At 48.2% G+C, this 12,954-nt stretch carries 14 protein-coding genes; 8 read left to right on the top strand and 6 right to left on the bottom strand.

All coding sequences use genetic code 11. The features are described from left to right. Window positions 1–16 precede the first annotated feature (16 nt). A complete protein-coding gene (locus L9G74_RS09470; RefSeq protein ID WP_238896068.1) occupies window positions 17–496 on the top strand; it encodes an acyl-CoA thioesterase in 480 nt (159 codons plus the stop codon). Window positions 497–574: 78 nt separating this feature from the next. After that, window positions 575–1,453 (top strand): NAD(P)-dependent oxidoreductase, encoded by an 879-nt coding sequence (locus L9G74_RS09465; RefSeq protein ID WP_238896067.1) that lies wholly within the window; start codon window positions 575–577, stop codon window positions 1,451–1,453. An 87-nt stretch (window positions 1,454–1,540) separates the two neighbouring features. On the opposite strand, the gene cdd is transcribed toward L9G74_RS09465, so the two are convergent. Together cdd and sbcB are read right to left on the bottom strand one after the other, a co-directional pair. After that, window positions 1,541–2,434, bottom strand: a complete 894-nt coding sequence (gene cdd, locus L9G74_RS09460; protein WP_238896066.1) for a cytidine deaminase — start codon at window positions 2,432–2,434, stop codon at window positions 1,541–1,543. 39 nt (window positions 2,435–2,473) lie between these two features. Beyond that, a complete protein-coding gene (sbcB, locus tag L9G74_RS09455) occupies window positions 2,474–3,889 on the bottom strand; it encodes an exodeoxyribonuclease I (RefSeq protein WP_238896065.1) in 1,416 nt (471 codons plus the stop codon). A 175-nt stretch (window positions 3,890–4,064) separates the two neighbouring features. Here sbcB and L9G74_RS09450 point away from each other — a divergent pair, with 175 nt between their 5' ends. The 3 genes from L9G74_RS09450 (at window position 4,065) to L9G74_RS09440 (ending at window position 6,144) form a co-directional block, all read left to right on the top strand. After that, complete coding sequence (locus L9G74_RS09450) at window positions 4,065–4,886, top strand: hypothetical protein (RefSeq protein WP_238896064.1); 822 nt, start codon at window positions 4,065–4,067, stop codon at window positions 4,884–4,886. Window positions 4,887–4,897: 11 nt separating this feature from the next. Further along, on the top strand, window positions 4,898–5,701 hold the full coding sequence (gene rlmA, locus L9G74_RS09445) for a 23S rRNA (guanine(745)-N(1))-methyltransferase (protein WP_238896063.1): 804 nt from the start codon (window positions 4,898–4,900) through the stop codon (window positions 5,699–5,701). A 233-nt stretch (window positions 5,702–5,934) separates the two neighbouring features. Continuing rightward, complete coding sequence (locus L9G74_RS09440; protein ID WP_207356271.1) at window positions 5,935–6,144, top strand: cold-shock protein; 210 nt, start codon at window positions 5,935–5,937, stop codon at window positions 6,142–6,144. A gap of 93 nt (window positions 6,145–6,237) precedes the next feature. Here the strand turns inward: L9G74_RS09440 and L9G74_RS09435 are convergent, their stop codons facing one another. Continuing rightward, window positions 6,238–6,681 carry a hypothetical protein gene (locus tag L9G74_RS09435; protein ID WP_238896062.1) on the bottom strand — a complete coding sequence of 148 codons (444 nt, stop codon included), beginning with the start codon at window positions 6,679–6,681 and terminating at the stop codon, window positions 6,238–6,240. Window positions 6,682–6,927: 246 nt separating this feature from the next. On the opposite strand from L9G74_RS09435, the gene L9G74_RS09430 reads away from it, so the two are divergent. Genes L9G74_RS09430 through L9G74_RS09420 form a run of 3 tightly spaced genes read left to right on the top strand, consistent with a single transcriptional unit; the run spans window position 6,928 to window position 8,189 of the window. Beyond that, a complete protein-coding gene (locus L9G74_RS09430; protein WP_238896277.1) occupies window positions 6,928–7,632 on the top strand; it encodes a DUF445 domain-containing protein in 705 nt (234 codons plus the stop codon). Between the two features lie 14 nt (window positions 7,633–7,646). Further along, window positions 7,647–7,976 (top strand): 5-carboxymethyl-2-hydroxymuconate Delta-isomerase, encoded by a 330-nt coding sequence (locus L9G74_RS09425; RefSeq protein WP_238896061.1) that lies wholly within the window; start codon window positions 7,647–7,649, stop codon window positions 7,974–7,976. Between the two features lie 3 nt (window positions 7,977–7,979). After that, window positions 7,980–8,189: a DUF1289 domain-containing protein gene (locus L9G74_RS09420; protein WP_238896060.1), complete on the top strand. Its 210-nt coding sequence runs from the start codon at window positions 7,980–7,982 to the stop codon at window positions 8,187–8,189. A 71-nt stretch (window positions 8,190–8,260) separates the two neighbouring features. Here the strand turns inward: L9G74_RS09420 and asnB are convergent, their stop codons facing one another. The 3 genes from asnB to L9G74_RS09405 form a co-directional block, all read right to left on the bottom strand. Beyond that, the gene (gene asnB / locus L9G74_RS09415) at window positions 8,261–9,925 is read right to left on the bottom strand and encodes an asparagine synthase B (RefSeq protein ID WP_238896059.1); all 1,665 of its coding nucleotides are present in this window, start codon (window positions 9,923–9,925) and stop codon (window positions 8,261–8,263) included. Between the two features lie 475 nt (window positions 9,926–10,400). Beyond that, on the bottom strand, window positions 10,401–12,032 hold the full coding sequence (locus L9G74_RS09410; protein ID WP_238896058.1) for a M28 family metallopeptidase: 1,632 nt from the start codon (window positions 12,030–12,032) through the stop codon (window positions 10,401–10,403). Between the two features lie 148 nt (window positions 12,033–12,180). Continuing rightward, a complete protein-coding gene (locus L9G74_RS09405) occupies window positions 12,181–12,939 on the bottom strand; it encodes an HAD-IIA family hydrolase (protein WP_275297336.1) in 759 nt (252 codons plus the stop codon). Between the last annotated feature and the right edge of the window lie 15 nt (window positions 12,940–12,954).

Raw genomic sequence — 12,954 nt, 5'->3', positions numbered from 1 at the left:
CAATGAGAGGACATTAATGGCCGGTATGGAAAGAGAAATTACCCTCCGTTTTTTAGCTGAACCGGGTGATGTGAACTTTGGTGGCAAAGTTCATGGTGGAGCGGTGATGAAGTGGATTGACTTAGCGGCTTATGCTTGCGCGGCAGGCTGGAGCGGTAAGTATTGCATCACGGCGTATGCGGGCGGTATTCGATTCGTTAAACCGATCCTCGTTGGTAATATTGTTGAGGTTGGCGCTAAGGTGATCTACACCGGTCGTACTTCAATGCACATTGGTATCGATGTGCGCGCCTGCGACCCTAAATTCTGCGACCGTCAATTGACCACACACTGCATCGTGATTATGGTGGCGGTAGACGAACATGGCTCGCCAACCGACGTGCCAGAGTGGGTGCCGCAAACCGAGCGAGATATTGAGCTGCGTGACTCGGCAATTCGTTTAATGGAGATGCGCAAAAAAATTGGGGTAGAGATGGAAGCCCACGTGCATCCTTAAATACCTCTTTCATCTTGAAAGGCGTTTGTTTCGGCAAATGCCTTTTTATTTTTTACCGATATTAGATAAGGACTTCCAATGGCTAAAGTGGCGTTTTTGGGATTGGGTGTCATGGGCTATCCTATGGCGGGACATTTGCTGAAGCACGGGCATGAGGTGACGGTATACAACCGTTCCAGCGCGAAGGCTGAGGCGTGGGTAGCTCAACACGGTGGTCGCCGTTGCGCCACACCGGCGGAAGCGGCAACAGGACAAGAAATTGTATTTTGTTGTGTCGGCAACGATGATGACCTGCGCCAAGTGGTACTCGGTGACCAAGGTGCGGTGCATGGCATGGCGGCCAATACGGTATTTGTTGACCATACGACTGCGTCTGCGGATGTGGCGCGCGAATTAGCGCAAGCGCTGGACGACAAACACATCAGTTTTATTGATGCGCCAGTCTCTGGCGGACAAGCTGGCGCAGAAAATGGCGTGCTGACGGTGATGGCGGGTGGCGATGCCGAAGTATTTGCTGCGGTAAAACCGGTCATCGATTGCTATGCTAAAAGTGCCGTGCTGATGGGCGACAGTGGCGCAGGTCAGTTGACTAAAATGGTTAACCAAATCTGTATCGCTGGCATCGTACAAGGCTTGTCAGAAGCGCTGAGCTTTGCCCAAAATGCTGGGCTTGATGGTGAAAAAGTGGTGCAAGTGATCAGCAAGGGGGCCGCTCAAAGCTGGCAGATGGAAAACCGCTATCAAACTATGCTCAAAGACCAATACGATTTTGGTTTCGCCGTCGATTGGATGCGCAAAGATTTAGGCATTGCGTTGAATGAAGCGCGCCGTAATGGCTCAACCTTGCCGCTGACTGCGTTAGTAGATCAGTTTTACGCCGAAGTGCAGGCGATGGGCGGTAATCGCTGGGATACTTCGAGCTTGATGGCGCGGCAGAAAAAGTGCCAACAGCAATAATCTAACGCCATCCAGCGTTTGAATAACCGCTGATAACAAAAAACGCAGGTAGCTATGCTGACCTGCGTTTTTTATGACACTGGGTCGCTAGACTGGCTCTGCGACAATATGCTCTAGCGGTACTGCTGATACCGACAGCAATGCATCACTACTGACATCAATTAATGACAATTCCCCGACGGATGACTCAACCAACAATGCGCGCTTGATATCTGCAAAGCTTTGGTTGTGGCGCACCAAACTGGCTATCGCCATCTGCATTGGCATCATACTCGGGTTAAACGCCGCATTCTCAGCATAGCGGCCAGAGTAGGTGCGGCCATCGGCCATCTCCAACACCACAGCGCTATGGTTGTGGCTGTAAGGCGAATAGCTCAAGCTGGCGTGGTCAAGTGCCTCGATGATCAGCGGATCATTATGGTCTTCACAATACAGCTCATGCTGCTGCTTTTGCATTAATGGCTGCAGGATACCCAGATCTTTCGGGCCAAAGCCGTTAGGCAAATAGTGTTGTAGTGTTTGCGCCTTGGTATCCGGCAGATGGATGTTGATCTTGCCGCCATCCACAAGCTCGTTCATAAATTGACGACAATGGCCGCATGGTGTGGCGTTGATCCAGATGTCGCGAATACCGCTTTCACCGCTCAACCACGCATGGCTAATGGCATGCTGCTCCGCGTGTACCGAATGACACAAGGCTCGGCCCGGTAACTCGATGTTGGCGCCCATGTAGATATCACCACTGTTGCCTTCGGCGATCGCGCCAACATAAAAATGGCTGATAGGCGCTAGCGCTAATGCTTTAGCAATATTGAGCAGTTGGAACATCAACTCGGCTTTAGTTAAACCGGTTTTTTGCAGCAGGGTAGCCACCTGCTGTGCATCAAGATGACCAGAAAATTGCTGGTTTAATAACGGCACTAACTCATTGGCTAAATCTGCCGGGAGTAGGCTTATCTGCTTGATAAATCTGTCTTGCATGTTCGATTATCCGAGCGGAATTGGATAAGCATGATGCAGCTAAAGCGACTGAAGGTAAAGCACCAACGCCTTGAGCAACTTTTGCTTGCTGTCATTATCAGCAGTTTCTTCCAACAGGTTTTCAATGCGTAACACATAATCTGGGTCACTCAAACGTTGTTGGCAGAACTGCGCCCACTTGCGGTTTTCAGCATCGCTAAGAGTGTTGGGATAATTACGCGCACGGTAGCGGAACAGCATCTCGGGCAAGCGAGCATCGTCAAAGTTTAGCTCAAGTGCCGCTAAGTTTTGCGGTGCGGTGTTGCGGATCATCTCCATCTTGGCTTTATCTGCTGGCGAGAAAAATCCACCAGAGTAGAGCATCACATCAGGATCAGTGGTCTCTTTAAATGATTCGCTCTCAAATAACTCGGTCAACTTTTGTCGCACATATTGGGCATTCTTCAAGCGTTTAAACTGCTCGCGGGCGAACGCTTTGTCGAAACCTAACGCTGCTGCGCGTTCATCGGTAAGGGTCTTCGCCGGCGCGATAAATGGGCATTTATTGAGATGCACTAACTTGATGCCGACGGGCAGTTCATCTTCGGCTAAATCCGCACGGGCGGTGTACATCCGTTCACGCAGTTGTTCTACATCTAAATCGAGCAGCGGTTGTACATCCAGCGCCAAATTGATGCAGATAATGGCGTTTTTATTGGTTGGATGATACGCCAACGGCGCAATCAAGGTGGCGCAGCCTTGGCTGGCGGGAATTTTTGAGCTGACATGCACCAGTGGCGTCATGTTTAGCACGTCAATCAATTCGCCTGCGCGCTGCTTTTTGCGCAGATTAAAGTAGTAATCAAACAGGCGCGGTTGCCGCTCTTTAATCAGCTTTGCCAGCGAGATGGTGGCGTAGACATCTGACATTGCATCGTGGGCTTTTTCATGGCCCAAGCCATTGGCCGCGGTCAGATGTTCTAATTTAAAACTTGGGCTGCCGTCTTCGCGTGTCGGCCAATTGATACCATCGGGACGCAAAGCGTAACAAGCACGCACTAAATCGATAATGTCCCAGCGAGAGTTACCGTGTTGCCATTCGCGGGCATAGGGATCGATAAAGTTGCGATAAAAACCATAACGGGTCACTTCATCGTCAAACCGCAGCGAGTTGTAACCCGCAACACAGGTGTTGGGCACACTAAACAACTGGTGAATTTTGCCCATAAACTCGGTTTCAGGCATGCCTTTACTGTTAGCAAGTTGCGGCGTGATGCCGGTGATTAAAATCGCCTCTGGCGCAGGCAGGTAGTCGGGAGCAATTTGGCAATAAAAGGTTTCGGGTTCACCGATGATATTAAGATCCATATCGGTACGAATACCGGCAAATTGCGCTGGTCTATCGGTGGCAGGGGTGGCGCCGAATGTTTCATAATCGTGCCAAAAAATGCTCGCTCCGTGCGGCGCTTGCGTCATAATTGCAACTCATACAGAAAATTTGTGACAGTCTACCACTTTTGCCAAAGTGGGTGAAAAAATCCGACGTTTCGTTTTGCTAATTGATTCAAATAGTAAGTTATTCAGGGACGCCAAAAGCCGCAATTAAGTGTATGGTGATCGCATTATGTTGTATGAGTTCTGATGGATTAGAATGTTGCCATATCGACTATCGACACCGCAGTTAATTAATGTGCTGCAGCCTTGTCGTATTAGAATATTACCTATTGCAGGTATCAATGATCTGCTGTTGTTAGAAGCTACTAACGCCGCTATTGGCGAAATCATCGTCAGCCAAAGCGAGCAACAAGATGTTCTGGCGTTAAACTTGCGATTGCATCCATGCTTTTATTCTGAGGTGCTGGACGCGGCGAACCAACTTCCCACCGCTACGGTGGTGCGCGGTATTGGGCAAGGCTGTCGGGTGTACCAAGCATTAAAGGTGAGTAAGAGTGCGTGTATTGCGCAGTTGCGGCAGGGGATCGATCTCGTCGTTTATCCGCAGGCACAGTTATTAGCGGTGAATTTCGACGCACCTTATTTCAGTTTAGTGCCGCTTGAGCAAGACCAATATCTCACCAGTGAGCCAACTGCAATTAGTCGTGCCAAGGCTGTACTTAACCAACCATTTGATTATACTGCCGCCCCCAATCAGCTGGTGTTAGAGCTGAGTGAGCTGTTGCAGGTCAATAGTGAACTGACGACATTTGCTACGCAAACTGCGTTGCAACAAGTCCCGAGTTTGATGCAGACCATTGATAAATTACAGCAGCAACTTGAGGCGAAACGACAGTGGGTTTATCGCCATTATTGTATTGCGATGGATCGCGGCAACTTGGGGCAAAGTGCCAATGGTAGCCTCGGACGGGAAGACGCTCGGCGCTTGGCATTGTATGAGATGTTAGCTTCTGATGAGCTAACCCAGTTAGTGAACATGATGGTGAGCGATGAGAGCAAAATCTCGCTTGCAGAATAACAAGGTGAAATATGTATTTTCGGTGCCCGGTATGTCAGCAGCCTTTAGATCACCGCAGCAATGTATGGTGTTGCGCGCGGGGACATCACTTTGATGTAGCTAAAGAGGGCTACATCAATCTGCTGCCGGTGAACAAGAAAAACAGTAAAGATCCCGGCGATAACAAAGAGATGATGGCGGCGCGTCGACTGTTTTTAGACAGCGGTCATTATCAACCACTGATAGATCGGATTCTAACGCTCATTGAGCAATTTAAGCTTAAACCTCAGTGCACCGTTGATGTGGGGTGCGGTGAGGGTTACTACACTTCACTTTTACATCAGCACGTCGGGCATGACCTTATCGGGGTTGATATCTCCCGCGCGGCAATACGCTATGCCGCTAAACGTTACCGCGATATTCAGTTTACTGTCGCTAGCGCTTTTGATTTACCACTCGCCAATGGTGTCGCTGATTTAGTGTTGCGGATTTTTGCGCCGGGGAGCGATGATGAGTTGGCACGGATCTGTGCCGATAACGGCATTGTCATCAATGTATCAGCGGGTCCTAAGCACCACTTTGCAGTGAAAGAGCTTATTTATGAGCAGCCTAGATTGCATCCGGCGCGAGAGGCTAATTTAGCGGGGTTTAAGCTGTTGCATGAAGAGCGGTTGCAATGGAGCATGAATCTACCCGCTAGTGACATTTGCGGCGCCTTTTTGCAAATGACGCCGTACGCTTGGAAATTTACTGAGCAACAAAAAAATGCGTTAAAGTTGAACGGATTAATTTGCGAAATAGATTTTAAAATCGATATTTTTGAACGGCTTAAATAGAAAGTCGAATTGCAATAAATATTTAATACAAAATATGCGCGAAAGTTTCGCGTAAACATTGAAGTTAGTTGACTTATTGTGGGAATGATTTATAGTCAATGCAGCTTGAAAGTTGGGCTTATTTTTATGTATTCAATTCGACTGGGTCGTCCTGTAAACATAAGTAATACCGGCATTTTCAGCTCCACCGCCGCAAAGGCTTACGTATTGTTTTATTTACAGGAATTAAGACTATGTCTCAAGTAACTGGTGTTGTTAAGTGGTTTAACTCTGACAAAGGTTTCGGCTTTATCGCTCAAGAAGCGGGCCCAGACGTTTTCGTTCACTTCCGCGCTATCGTAGCTGACGGTTTCAAAACTCTGGACGAAGGTCAAAAAGTTAGCTTCACTGTAACTCAAGGCCAGAAAGGTCCTCAAGCTGAGAACGTTCAAATTATCGGCTAAGACTGACTGACAGTTTCTTAAAAACGCGGCGCTGAAAAGTTCCGCGTTTTTTTATTGCCGAAAATCTGAATAATTAAGTTTAATTTAAGAGTGTTACTCTTTATTCGGGAATTTTGTTTTATCTTCAGCACTCGCGCCTTCATAACACTCGCCGCGCAACTCTGCGTGCTCTCTCATTACCATGCGTGATAATTCATAATAGTTGTCAGCACAATAACCCGTTTGTTTTATTAGCTGTTTGACGTTTTCTACCATGTGTAACTCAAGTAAACTCGGTCCGCTATCTTGGCGGCGACTGTTGCGGTTACGACTCATGTTGGTCAATTGACCGTAATCAGGTGCCATTGCACTTGCATGGCTTCGCTTCATGTCGATGCGGTAGGTAAACATCTTGGTGCCATCGCTGAGAATTTGCGTGCTAAATGCATCGGTAACAGGTCCCAAAGGTGGCAATTCTGTGTTGCCCGCACAGCCGGTGATGGCGGCAATGGCGCATAGTGATAGTGACAAATTTAAAAAGGTTTTCACAGGAGTCATTCAATCCCTTAGGCTTAGGCGATACAGCATCATAGCGACTTAAGCCGTTAGGTGCACAGGATTTATCAGTAAAGCGCTGTGGCTGGTGGATGGCGACAAAGCAAAACCTGTACAAAGGTGTAGGTGATTGATTTTAAATCAGCATGGCTAAGTTGACTCGTGGTATGCCGCGGTTAACATAGCGATGTTTGTTATTACAGTAGGAGTATGGTGTTGTCTCAGTCTCAAGCATCTAGCCCAGTGCGGGTGAATGTTAGTCTGATTACCAACCTCGTTGCGGCGTTGTTTTTGGTGATTGGCTTAGTCTCTAAACAGAATATTTTAGTGAGTATCGGGCTATTTGCCTTGTCCGGTGCGCTGACCAACTGGCTCGCAATCTACATGTTGTTTGAAAAGGTGCCCGGCCTCTATGGTTCAGGGGTGATCCCTGCGCGTTTTGATGCATTCAAACGGGCGATTAGCGCGATGATGATGGAGCAATTTTTTAATCAACAGAATATCGACAATTTCCTTGAGCAATCGGCTGCCCCGAAGCTGGATATCGGCGGCATGCTCAATAAAATCGATTTAGCACCGGCGTTTGATGCCTTGGTGGCGACGGTCGCGCAATCCTCGCTTGGCAGTATGTTAGCTATGTTTGGCGGCGCGGAAGCGCTGACACCACTAAAACAACCGTTTATCGAGAAGATGCAGCAATCGCTAGCCGATATCGCAGAAGGTGAGCAATTTAATGATTTGCTGAAACAGCAGCTACAGCAAAGTGATACCATGCTGCATCTACGCGCTAAAATCGAACAGATCGTCGCGATGCGTCTAGATGAACTGACGCCACAGATGGTGAAAGAGATAGTACAGCAGTTGATTCGGCGCCACTTAGGTTGGTTAGTTGTTTGGGGTGGCATTTTTGGTGGCTTAATTGGCCTGATCAGCGGCATCATTCAAACCTTATAAGTTAGGAGTAACTCATGCCTCATGTGATTATTGAATACAACCAAGCGGTAGCGCAGCAAGTCGATATTAATAAGTTAGTGTCATGTGCCCATCAAGCGACAGAGGCTAGCGGCTTGTTTAATCCTATCGCCATTAAAAGCCGTGCGCATGCCTATGAATTCTTTCATCTTGGTGCCGCAGATGCCGATAACTTTGTGCATATCAGTATCAGGTTACTGCCCGGCCGCACTGAAGAGCAAAAGCGTGCACTCAGCCAAGGTGTGTTTGATGCAGTTAATGAATTGGTTGACGCTAGTCTGTCAGTTGAGGTGCTTGATCTGCCGCTGAGTTACGTGAAAGGTTAAACCATGAGCGAACAGCCAGTATCCGGTCATGATCCGTTGCGTTCCCCTTGTGTACGCAACTGTTGCTTAAACGATGAAGATGTTTGTTTAGGCTGTGGCCGTACTTTGGTTGAAATTACTGCTTGGCACCGTGCAACTGATGATGAGAAGCGGCAAATATTAGTGCGCTGTCGTGCGCGTCAGGCAGAGTTAACGCCGTATTTTCGCCGCTGACAGCAGCGGCTACTGAGGCAACCGCATAAAAAAGGCGCTTAAAGCGCCTTTTTTGCTAGTAGTACAAGGGATTAGTAGGCATCAGCGTGTACAGAACGCACCGAACGACCCGAAGGATCTGCCATCGTTTGGAAGCTTGCATCCCAAGCCAGAGCTTCGGGTGTTGAGCAGGCTACCGATTTGCCGCCCGGTACCGTTTGTGCCGCAGACTCCAGTGGGAACAGCTCTTCAAAGAAACAGCGGTAGAAATACGCTTCTTTGGTTTCTGGCGTGTTGTAAGGGAAGCGGAAATGCGCATTCGCCAGCTCTTTATCATCGACCAGTTCTGCGGCGTGTGCTTTTAAGCCATCAATCCACGAATAACCTACACCATCGCTGAATTGTTCTTTTTGACGCCATGCCACTTCGGCGGGCAATGCATGCTCAAATGCTTCGCGCAGAATATGCTTCTCAATTTTACCGTTGCCAGACATTTTCGCTTGTGGGTTGAGGCGCATCGCCACATCCATAAATTCTTTGTCGAGGAAGGGCACACGTGCTTCCAAGCCCCAAGCCGCCATCGCTTTGTTGGCGCGCAGGCAATCGTACAGGTTCAGTTTATCTAGCTTACGGATCAATTCTTCATGGAATGCTTGAGCGTTTGGCGCTTTATGGAAGTACAAATAGCCGCCAAATAACTCATCAGAACCTTCACCCGACAACACCATTTTGATGCCCATGGCTTTGATTTTACGTGCCATCAAATACATAGGTGTGGCTGCACGAATGGTGGTGACGTCGTAAGTTTCCAAGTGATAAATCACGTCTTTGATGGCATCTAAACCTTCTTGGAAGGTGAAGTTAATTTCATGGTGGATAGTGCCAATGGCATCCGCCACTTTTTGGGCGGCAATCAGATCTGGCGCGCCTTTTAAACCAACCGCGAATGAGTGCAGTTGTGGCCACCATGCGTTAGATTGGTCGTTATCTTCAATACGATGTTTAGCAAACGTCTGGGTGATCGCCGAGATCACCGAGGAATCTAAACCACCGGAAAGCAGTACGCCGTAAGGTACGTCTGACATCAATTGGCGTTTTACTGCGGCCTCCAGCGCGCTACGCAGCTCTGCAACACTGGCCGCGTTGTCTTTAACGGCGTCGTAGTCACGCCATTCGCGTTGATAGTAGGTCACCGGTGCAGCAGCGCCACTCAAGAAATACTGGCCTGGTTTGAACACTTCAACGGTTTTACATACTGGCATCAAGGCTTTCATTTCTGATGCGACATAGAAGTTACCCGCAGCATCGCGACCGGTATATAGCGGGATAATGCCGATATGGTCACGACCAATCAGGAATTGTTGTTTTTTCTCGTCATACAACACGAAGGCAAAGATGCCGTTGAGCATGTCGAGAAACTCACAACCGTATTCTTGGTACAGCGCCAGAATCACTTCGCAGTCAGAGTTGGTTTGGTAGCGGTATTTATCACCCAATTTAGCTTTCAATTCTTTGTGGTTGTAGATTTCGCCATTCACCGCTAACACTATGCTGCCGTCTTCGCTATACAGCGGTTGTGCGCCGTGCTCAATATCGACAATGGCTAAACGCTCGTGCACTAGAATCGCTTTATCCGAGGTGTAGATACCGGACCAATCTGGGCCGCGGTGACGCATGAGTTTGGACATTTCTAGGGCAACTTGCCGCAGTGACGCCGCATCAGACTGAATATCAAGAATGGCAAAAATCGAACACATAAGAAAAAACTCCGGGCAATCACAAAACAATATGCAGGTTACTTTGCCAGCATACGCTGAAAAAGCAAGGTTAATTTTTATATTATGTTGATCAAAATTGGCTTTTTATGCGTGTCTAATTTATCAATAAAAGCTAAAAAATAAATATTCATCAAAAAATATAACGAATTTCTGATGAGTTTCTATTTTTGTTTTATTGGGGCGGGCGATTTTAGTGAAAATGTAATGGTGTCACAGTACAACAAAAATGTGACCAGAAAACACTTTAATTTTAATCGGTTATTTAATGAGCGAGTAAAGGTGGAATTAAGTCCCGTACGTAATCTGCGTTGCCCTATGGTGATTCGTCAGCTAACGCGTTGCTGCGTTAGCTGACGGTTTTGGCTTACAAATCCAGCGTGTTGCGAAGAGTTGTTCGCACCTCTCCAGAACAGTTGGCAATAGCAGAGCCCAACTGTTCTATTGAGCCTGCGGATTAGAGTTTAATGCCGCTGGCTGGTCGAAGTGAGTAAAACTCGGTGCCTTGGTAGTAGCCCGGTTTGGCGTCACTGTCACCCAAAGCGCGGATTGCCTGATAATGCAGTTGCAAATCATCCAAGGTGCCGGAAAGGTCCCAATCTTCATGGTATTCGTCACAAGTGTTGTGATAGCAACCGTTCATGGTTTGCTGCATGCGTTCTTTGTAAGCGGCAGTTGTAGCATCTATTGGCTCGCTGCCACCAGCAACGTATACGGCGGGAACCCCCAGTTTGGCAAAACTGAAGTGATCTGAGCGAAAGTAGCCGCCAGCTTCTGGGTGGGACTCAGGTTTGGCTTCGCGGCCCAGCATTTTAGCCGCTTGCTCAATATACTGCTCTAGCTCTGACTTGCCTTTACCGACAATGGTGACATCTTTGGTACGACCATAGATATTGGTACTGTCGAGGTTAAACACGCCCACTGTTTGTGCTAATGGGTAAATCGGATTGTCAGCATAATAGCGTGAGCCAAGCAGGCCTTGCTCTTCGCCGGTGGTGACCACAAAGGTCACTGAACGTTTTAGTGGCTTACCTGCTTTAGCGGCATCGTTTAACTGGCGGGCGATAGCCAATATTCCGGCGACGCCAGTGGCATTATCCATTGCACCGTTGAAAATCTGGTCGCCTTCCAAGTTGTCATCTTTACCTAAATGATCCCAATGACCCGTTAGCAATATATGCTCGTCTTTGGCACTGGTTCCTTCAAGCGTTGCTACTACGTTGTAGCTGTCGGCGTAATACACACTATTGCGGAACGCGATACTTGCCGTTTGTTCTAATGGCAGTTGAATGGCTTTATGTGCCGCGCGTTTCATAGCGGTATCTAGGGTTAACCCCGAAGCTGCAAACACTTTTTGTGCGGCATCGCGAGTCATCCAACCTTCAACGGCTACTCGGTAATCATCTTGCTTAGTGACCAAATCTTGCTGTGGTCCGGTCCAGCTATGTTCCACCACCGACCAAGGATAAGAGGCTGGTGCGGTGTCGTGAATAATAATGGCACCGAGAGCACCTTGACGGCTGGCTTCTTCATATTTGTAGGTCCAGCGGCCATAGTAAGTCATCGCTTTACCGTTGAACTTACCCGATTCTGGCTGAGCAAAGCCGGGATCATTAATCATGATGATGGCGATTTTGCCATGCATATCCAGCCCTTGATAATCGTTCCACTGGTATTCGGGCGCATTAATGCCATAACCCACAAATACTAGCGGTGCATTTTCAATTGCGACATGATCAACTTTGTTATGCGCGTTGAGCACAATGTCCTTGCGGTATTGTAGCGGCAGTCCGGCTAAGGTGACTTGTTGCTGCTCGTCAGCTTCGTAATTCACCATCAGTACTTTTTGTAAGTAGCTACCGTCAACAGTGGGTGTTAGCCCCATCTCTTTAAAGGCGTTGCTCAGGTAATCGAGCGTCATCTGTTCGCCATGAGTCATTGGCGCTCGGCCTTCGAATGCATCGGAAGATAAGGTTTTGAGATCTTGCCGATAAAGCTGTTCGTCAAAGTTTGCTAGAGGAGAAGGAGAGGGCGCTTGTTGGCAACCAAGGAGTAACACCGCGGTGCCTAAAGACGTCAATAACCGCATAAAAAGTCCTGCATGTTGGGCGAATGATTGAATGGCTGCATGGTAGCAGCTATTCAATGTGAGATTGTGAATAGAATGTTACTTTGTGTTTCTAAGGGGCTTAAAAAGCAAACCCGCCAAAGCGGCGGGTTTGTTGTTGTCAGGCGGGTTAAACGATATCGATTTCGCCGGCACAGCGGAACACGTGGTTCGGCCGGAAGGGTTCGCGTTCAATATCTTCAGGTTTGGTGACACCACTCAACACCAAAATGGTTTCTAACCCAGATTGGAAGCCCGCCAGAATGTCGGTACGCATATTGTCACCGATGATGACGGTATCTTCTGAATGAGCGCCCATATGATTCAACGCTGAGCGAATGATCAATGAACTTGGTTTACCCACAAAGAACGGCTTACGGCCAGAAATCACCTCAATTGGCGCACACAATGCACCACAACCTGGTGAGTAGTTAGGGCCGTGAGTGTCTGGGTTGGTTGCAATAAAGCGCGCCCCGTTTGCGACAAAGCGCGCCGCTTTGTGGATCATGTCCCAGTTAAAGGTTTTAGTTTCACCAACGATAACAAAATCAGGGTTGATGTCGGTAATGGTGAAGCCCGCGTTATACAGTTCATGAGTCAGCGCACCTTCGCCAATCACATAGGCTTTGGCACCCGTGGTGCCTGCTTGCTGTTTCAAGAACGCAGCGGTCGCCATAGCAGAGCTGTAAAAACACTCTTCAGGAATTAATGGATAACCAGCAGATGCTAAACGGTTCTGCAGGTCTTTGCCGGTTTGGGCAGGGTTGTTCGTCAGTACAACTAGTGGGTTGCCTTGTTCCAGTACCCGGGCGATAAACTTCTCACTGCCAGGGATCAGCTTGTTGTCGTGCATCAGCACGCCATCAATGTCACAGATAATATTTTTCATGCCCATCTCATCGTT

This window comes from Shewanella electrica, assembly GCF_022321485.1.
Classification (GTDB): domain Bacteria; phylum Pseudomonadota; class Gammaproteobacteria; order Enterobacterales; family Shewanellaceae; genus Shewanella; species Shewanella electrica.
This window is presented reverse-complemented; position numbering and strand designations above follow the sequence as displayed.

Bases quoted from the DNA above. Each gene is read 5' to 3' on its own strand.
- L9G74_RS09470 (WP_238896068.1), top strand. From the start codon at position 17: ATGGCCGGTATGGAAAGAGAAATTACCCTCCGTTTTTTAGCTGAACCG.
- L9G74_RS09465 (WP_238896067.1), top strand. From the start codon at position 575: ATGGCTAAAGTGGCGTTTTTGGGATTGGGTGTCATGGGCTATCCTATG.
- cdd (WP_238896066.1), bottom strand. From the start codon at position 2,434: ATGCAAGACAGATTTATCAAGCAGATAAGCCTACTCCCGGCAGATTTA.
- sbcB (WP_238896065.1), bottom strand. From the start codon at position 3,889: ATGACGCAAGCGCCGCACGGAGCGAGCATTTTTTGGCACGATTATGAA.
- L9G74_RS09450 (WP_238896064.1), top strand. From the start codon at position 4,065: ATGTTGCCATATCGACTATCGACACCGCAGTTAATTAATGTGCTGCAG.
- rlmA (WP_238896063.1), top strand. From the start codon at position 4,898: ATGTATTTTCGGTGCCCGGTATGTCAGCAGCCTTTAGATCACCGCAGC.
- L9G74_RS09440 (WP_207356271.1), top strand. From the start codon at position 5,935: ATGTCTCAAGTAACTGGTGTTGTTAAGTGGTTTAACTCTGACAAAGGT.
- L9G74_RS09435 (WP_238896062.1), bottom strand. From the start codon at position 6,681: ATGACTCCTGTGAAAACCTTTTTAAATTTGTCACTATCACTATGCGCC.
- L9G74_RS09425 (WP_238896061.1), top strand. From the start codon at position 7,647: ATGCCTCATGTGATTATTGAATACAACCAAGCGGTAGCGCAGCAAGTC.
- L9G74_RS09420 (WP_238896060.1), top strand. From the start codon at position 7,980: ATGAGCGAACAGCCAGTATCCGGTCATGATCCGTTGCGTTCCCCTTGT.
- asnB (WP_238896059.1), bottom strand. From the start codon at position 9,925: ATGTGTTCGATTTTTGCCATTCTTGATATTCAGTCTGATGCGGCGTCA.
- L9G74_RS09410 (WP_238896058.1), bottom strand. From the start codon at position 12,032: ATGCGGTTATTGACGTCTTTAGGCACCGCGGTGTTACTCCTTGGTTGC.
- L9G74_RS09405 (WP_275297336.1), bottom strand. From the start codon at position 12,939: ATGAAAAATATTATCTGTGACATTGATGGCGTGCTGATGCACGACAAC.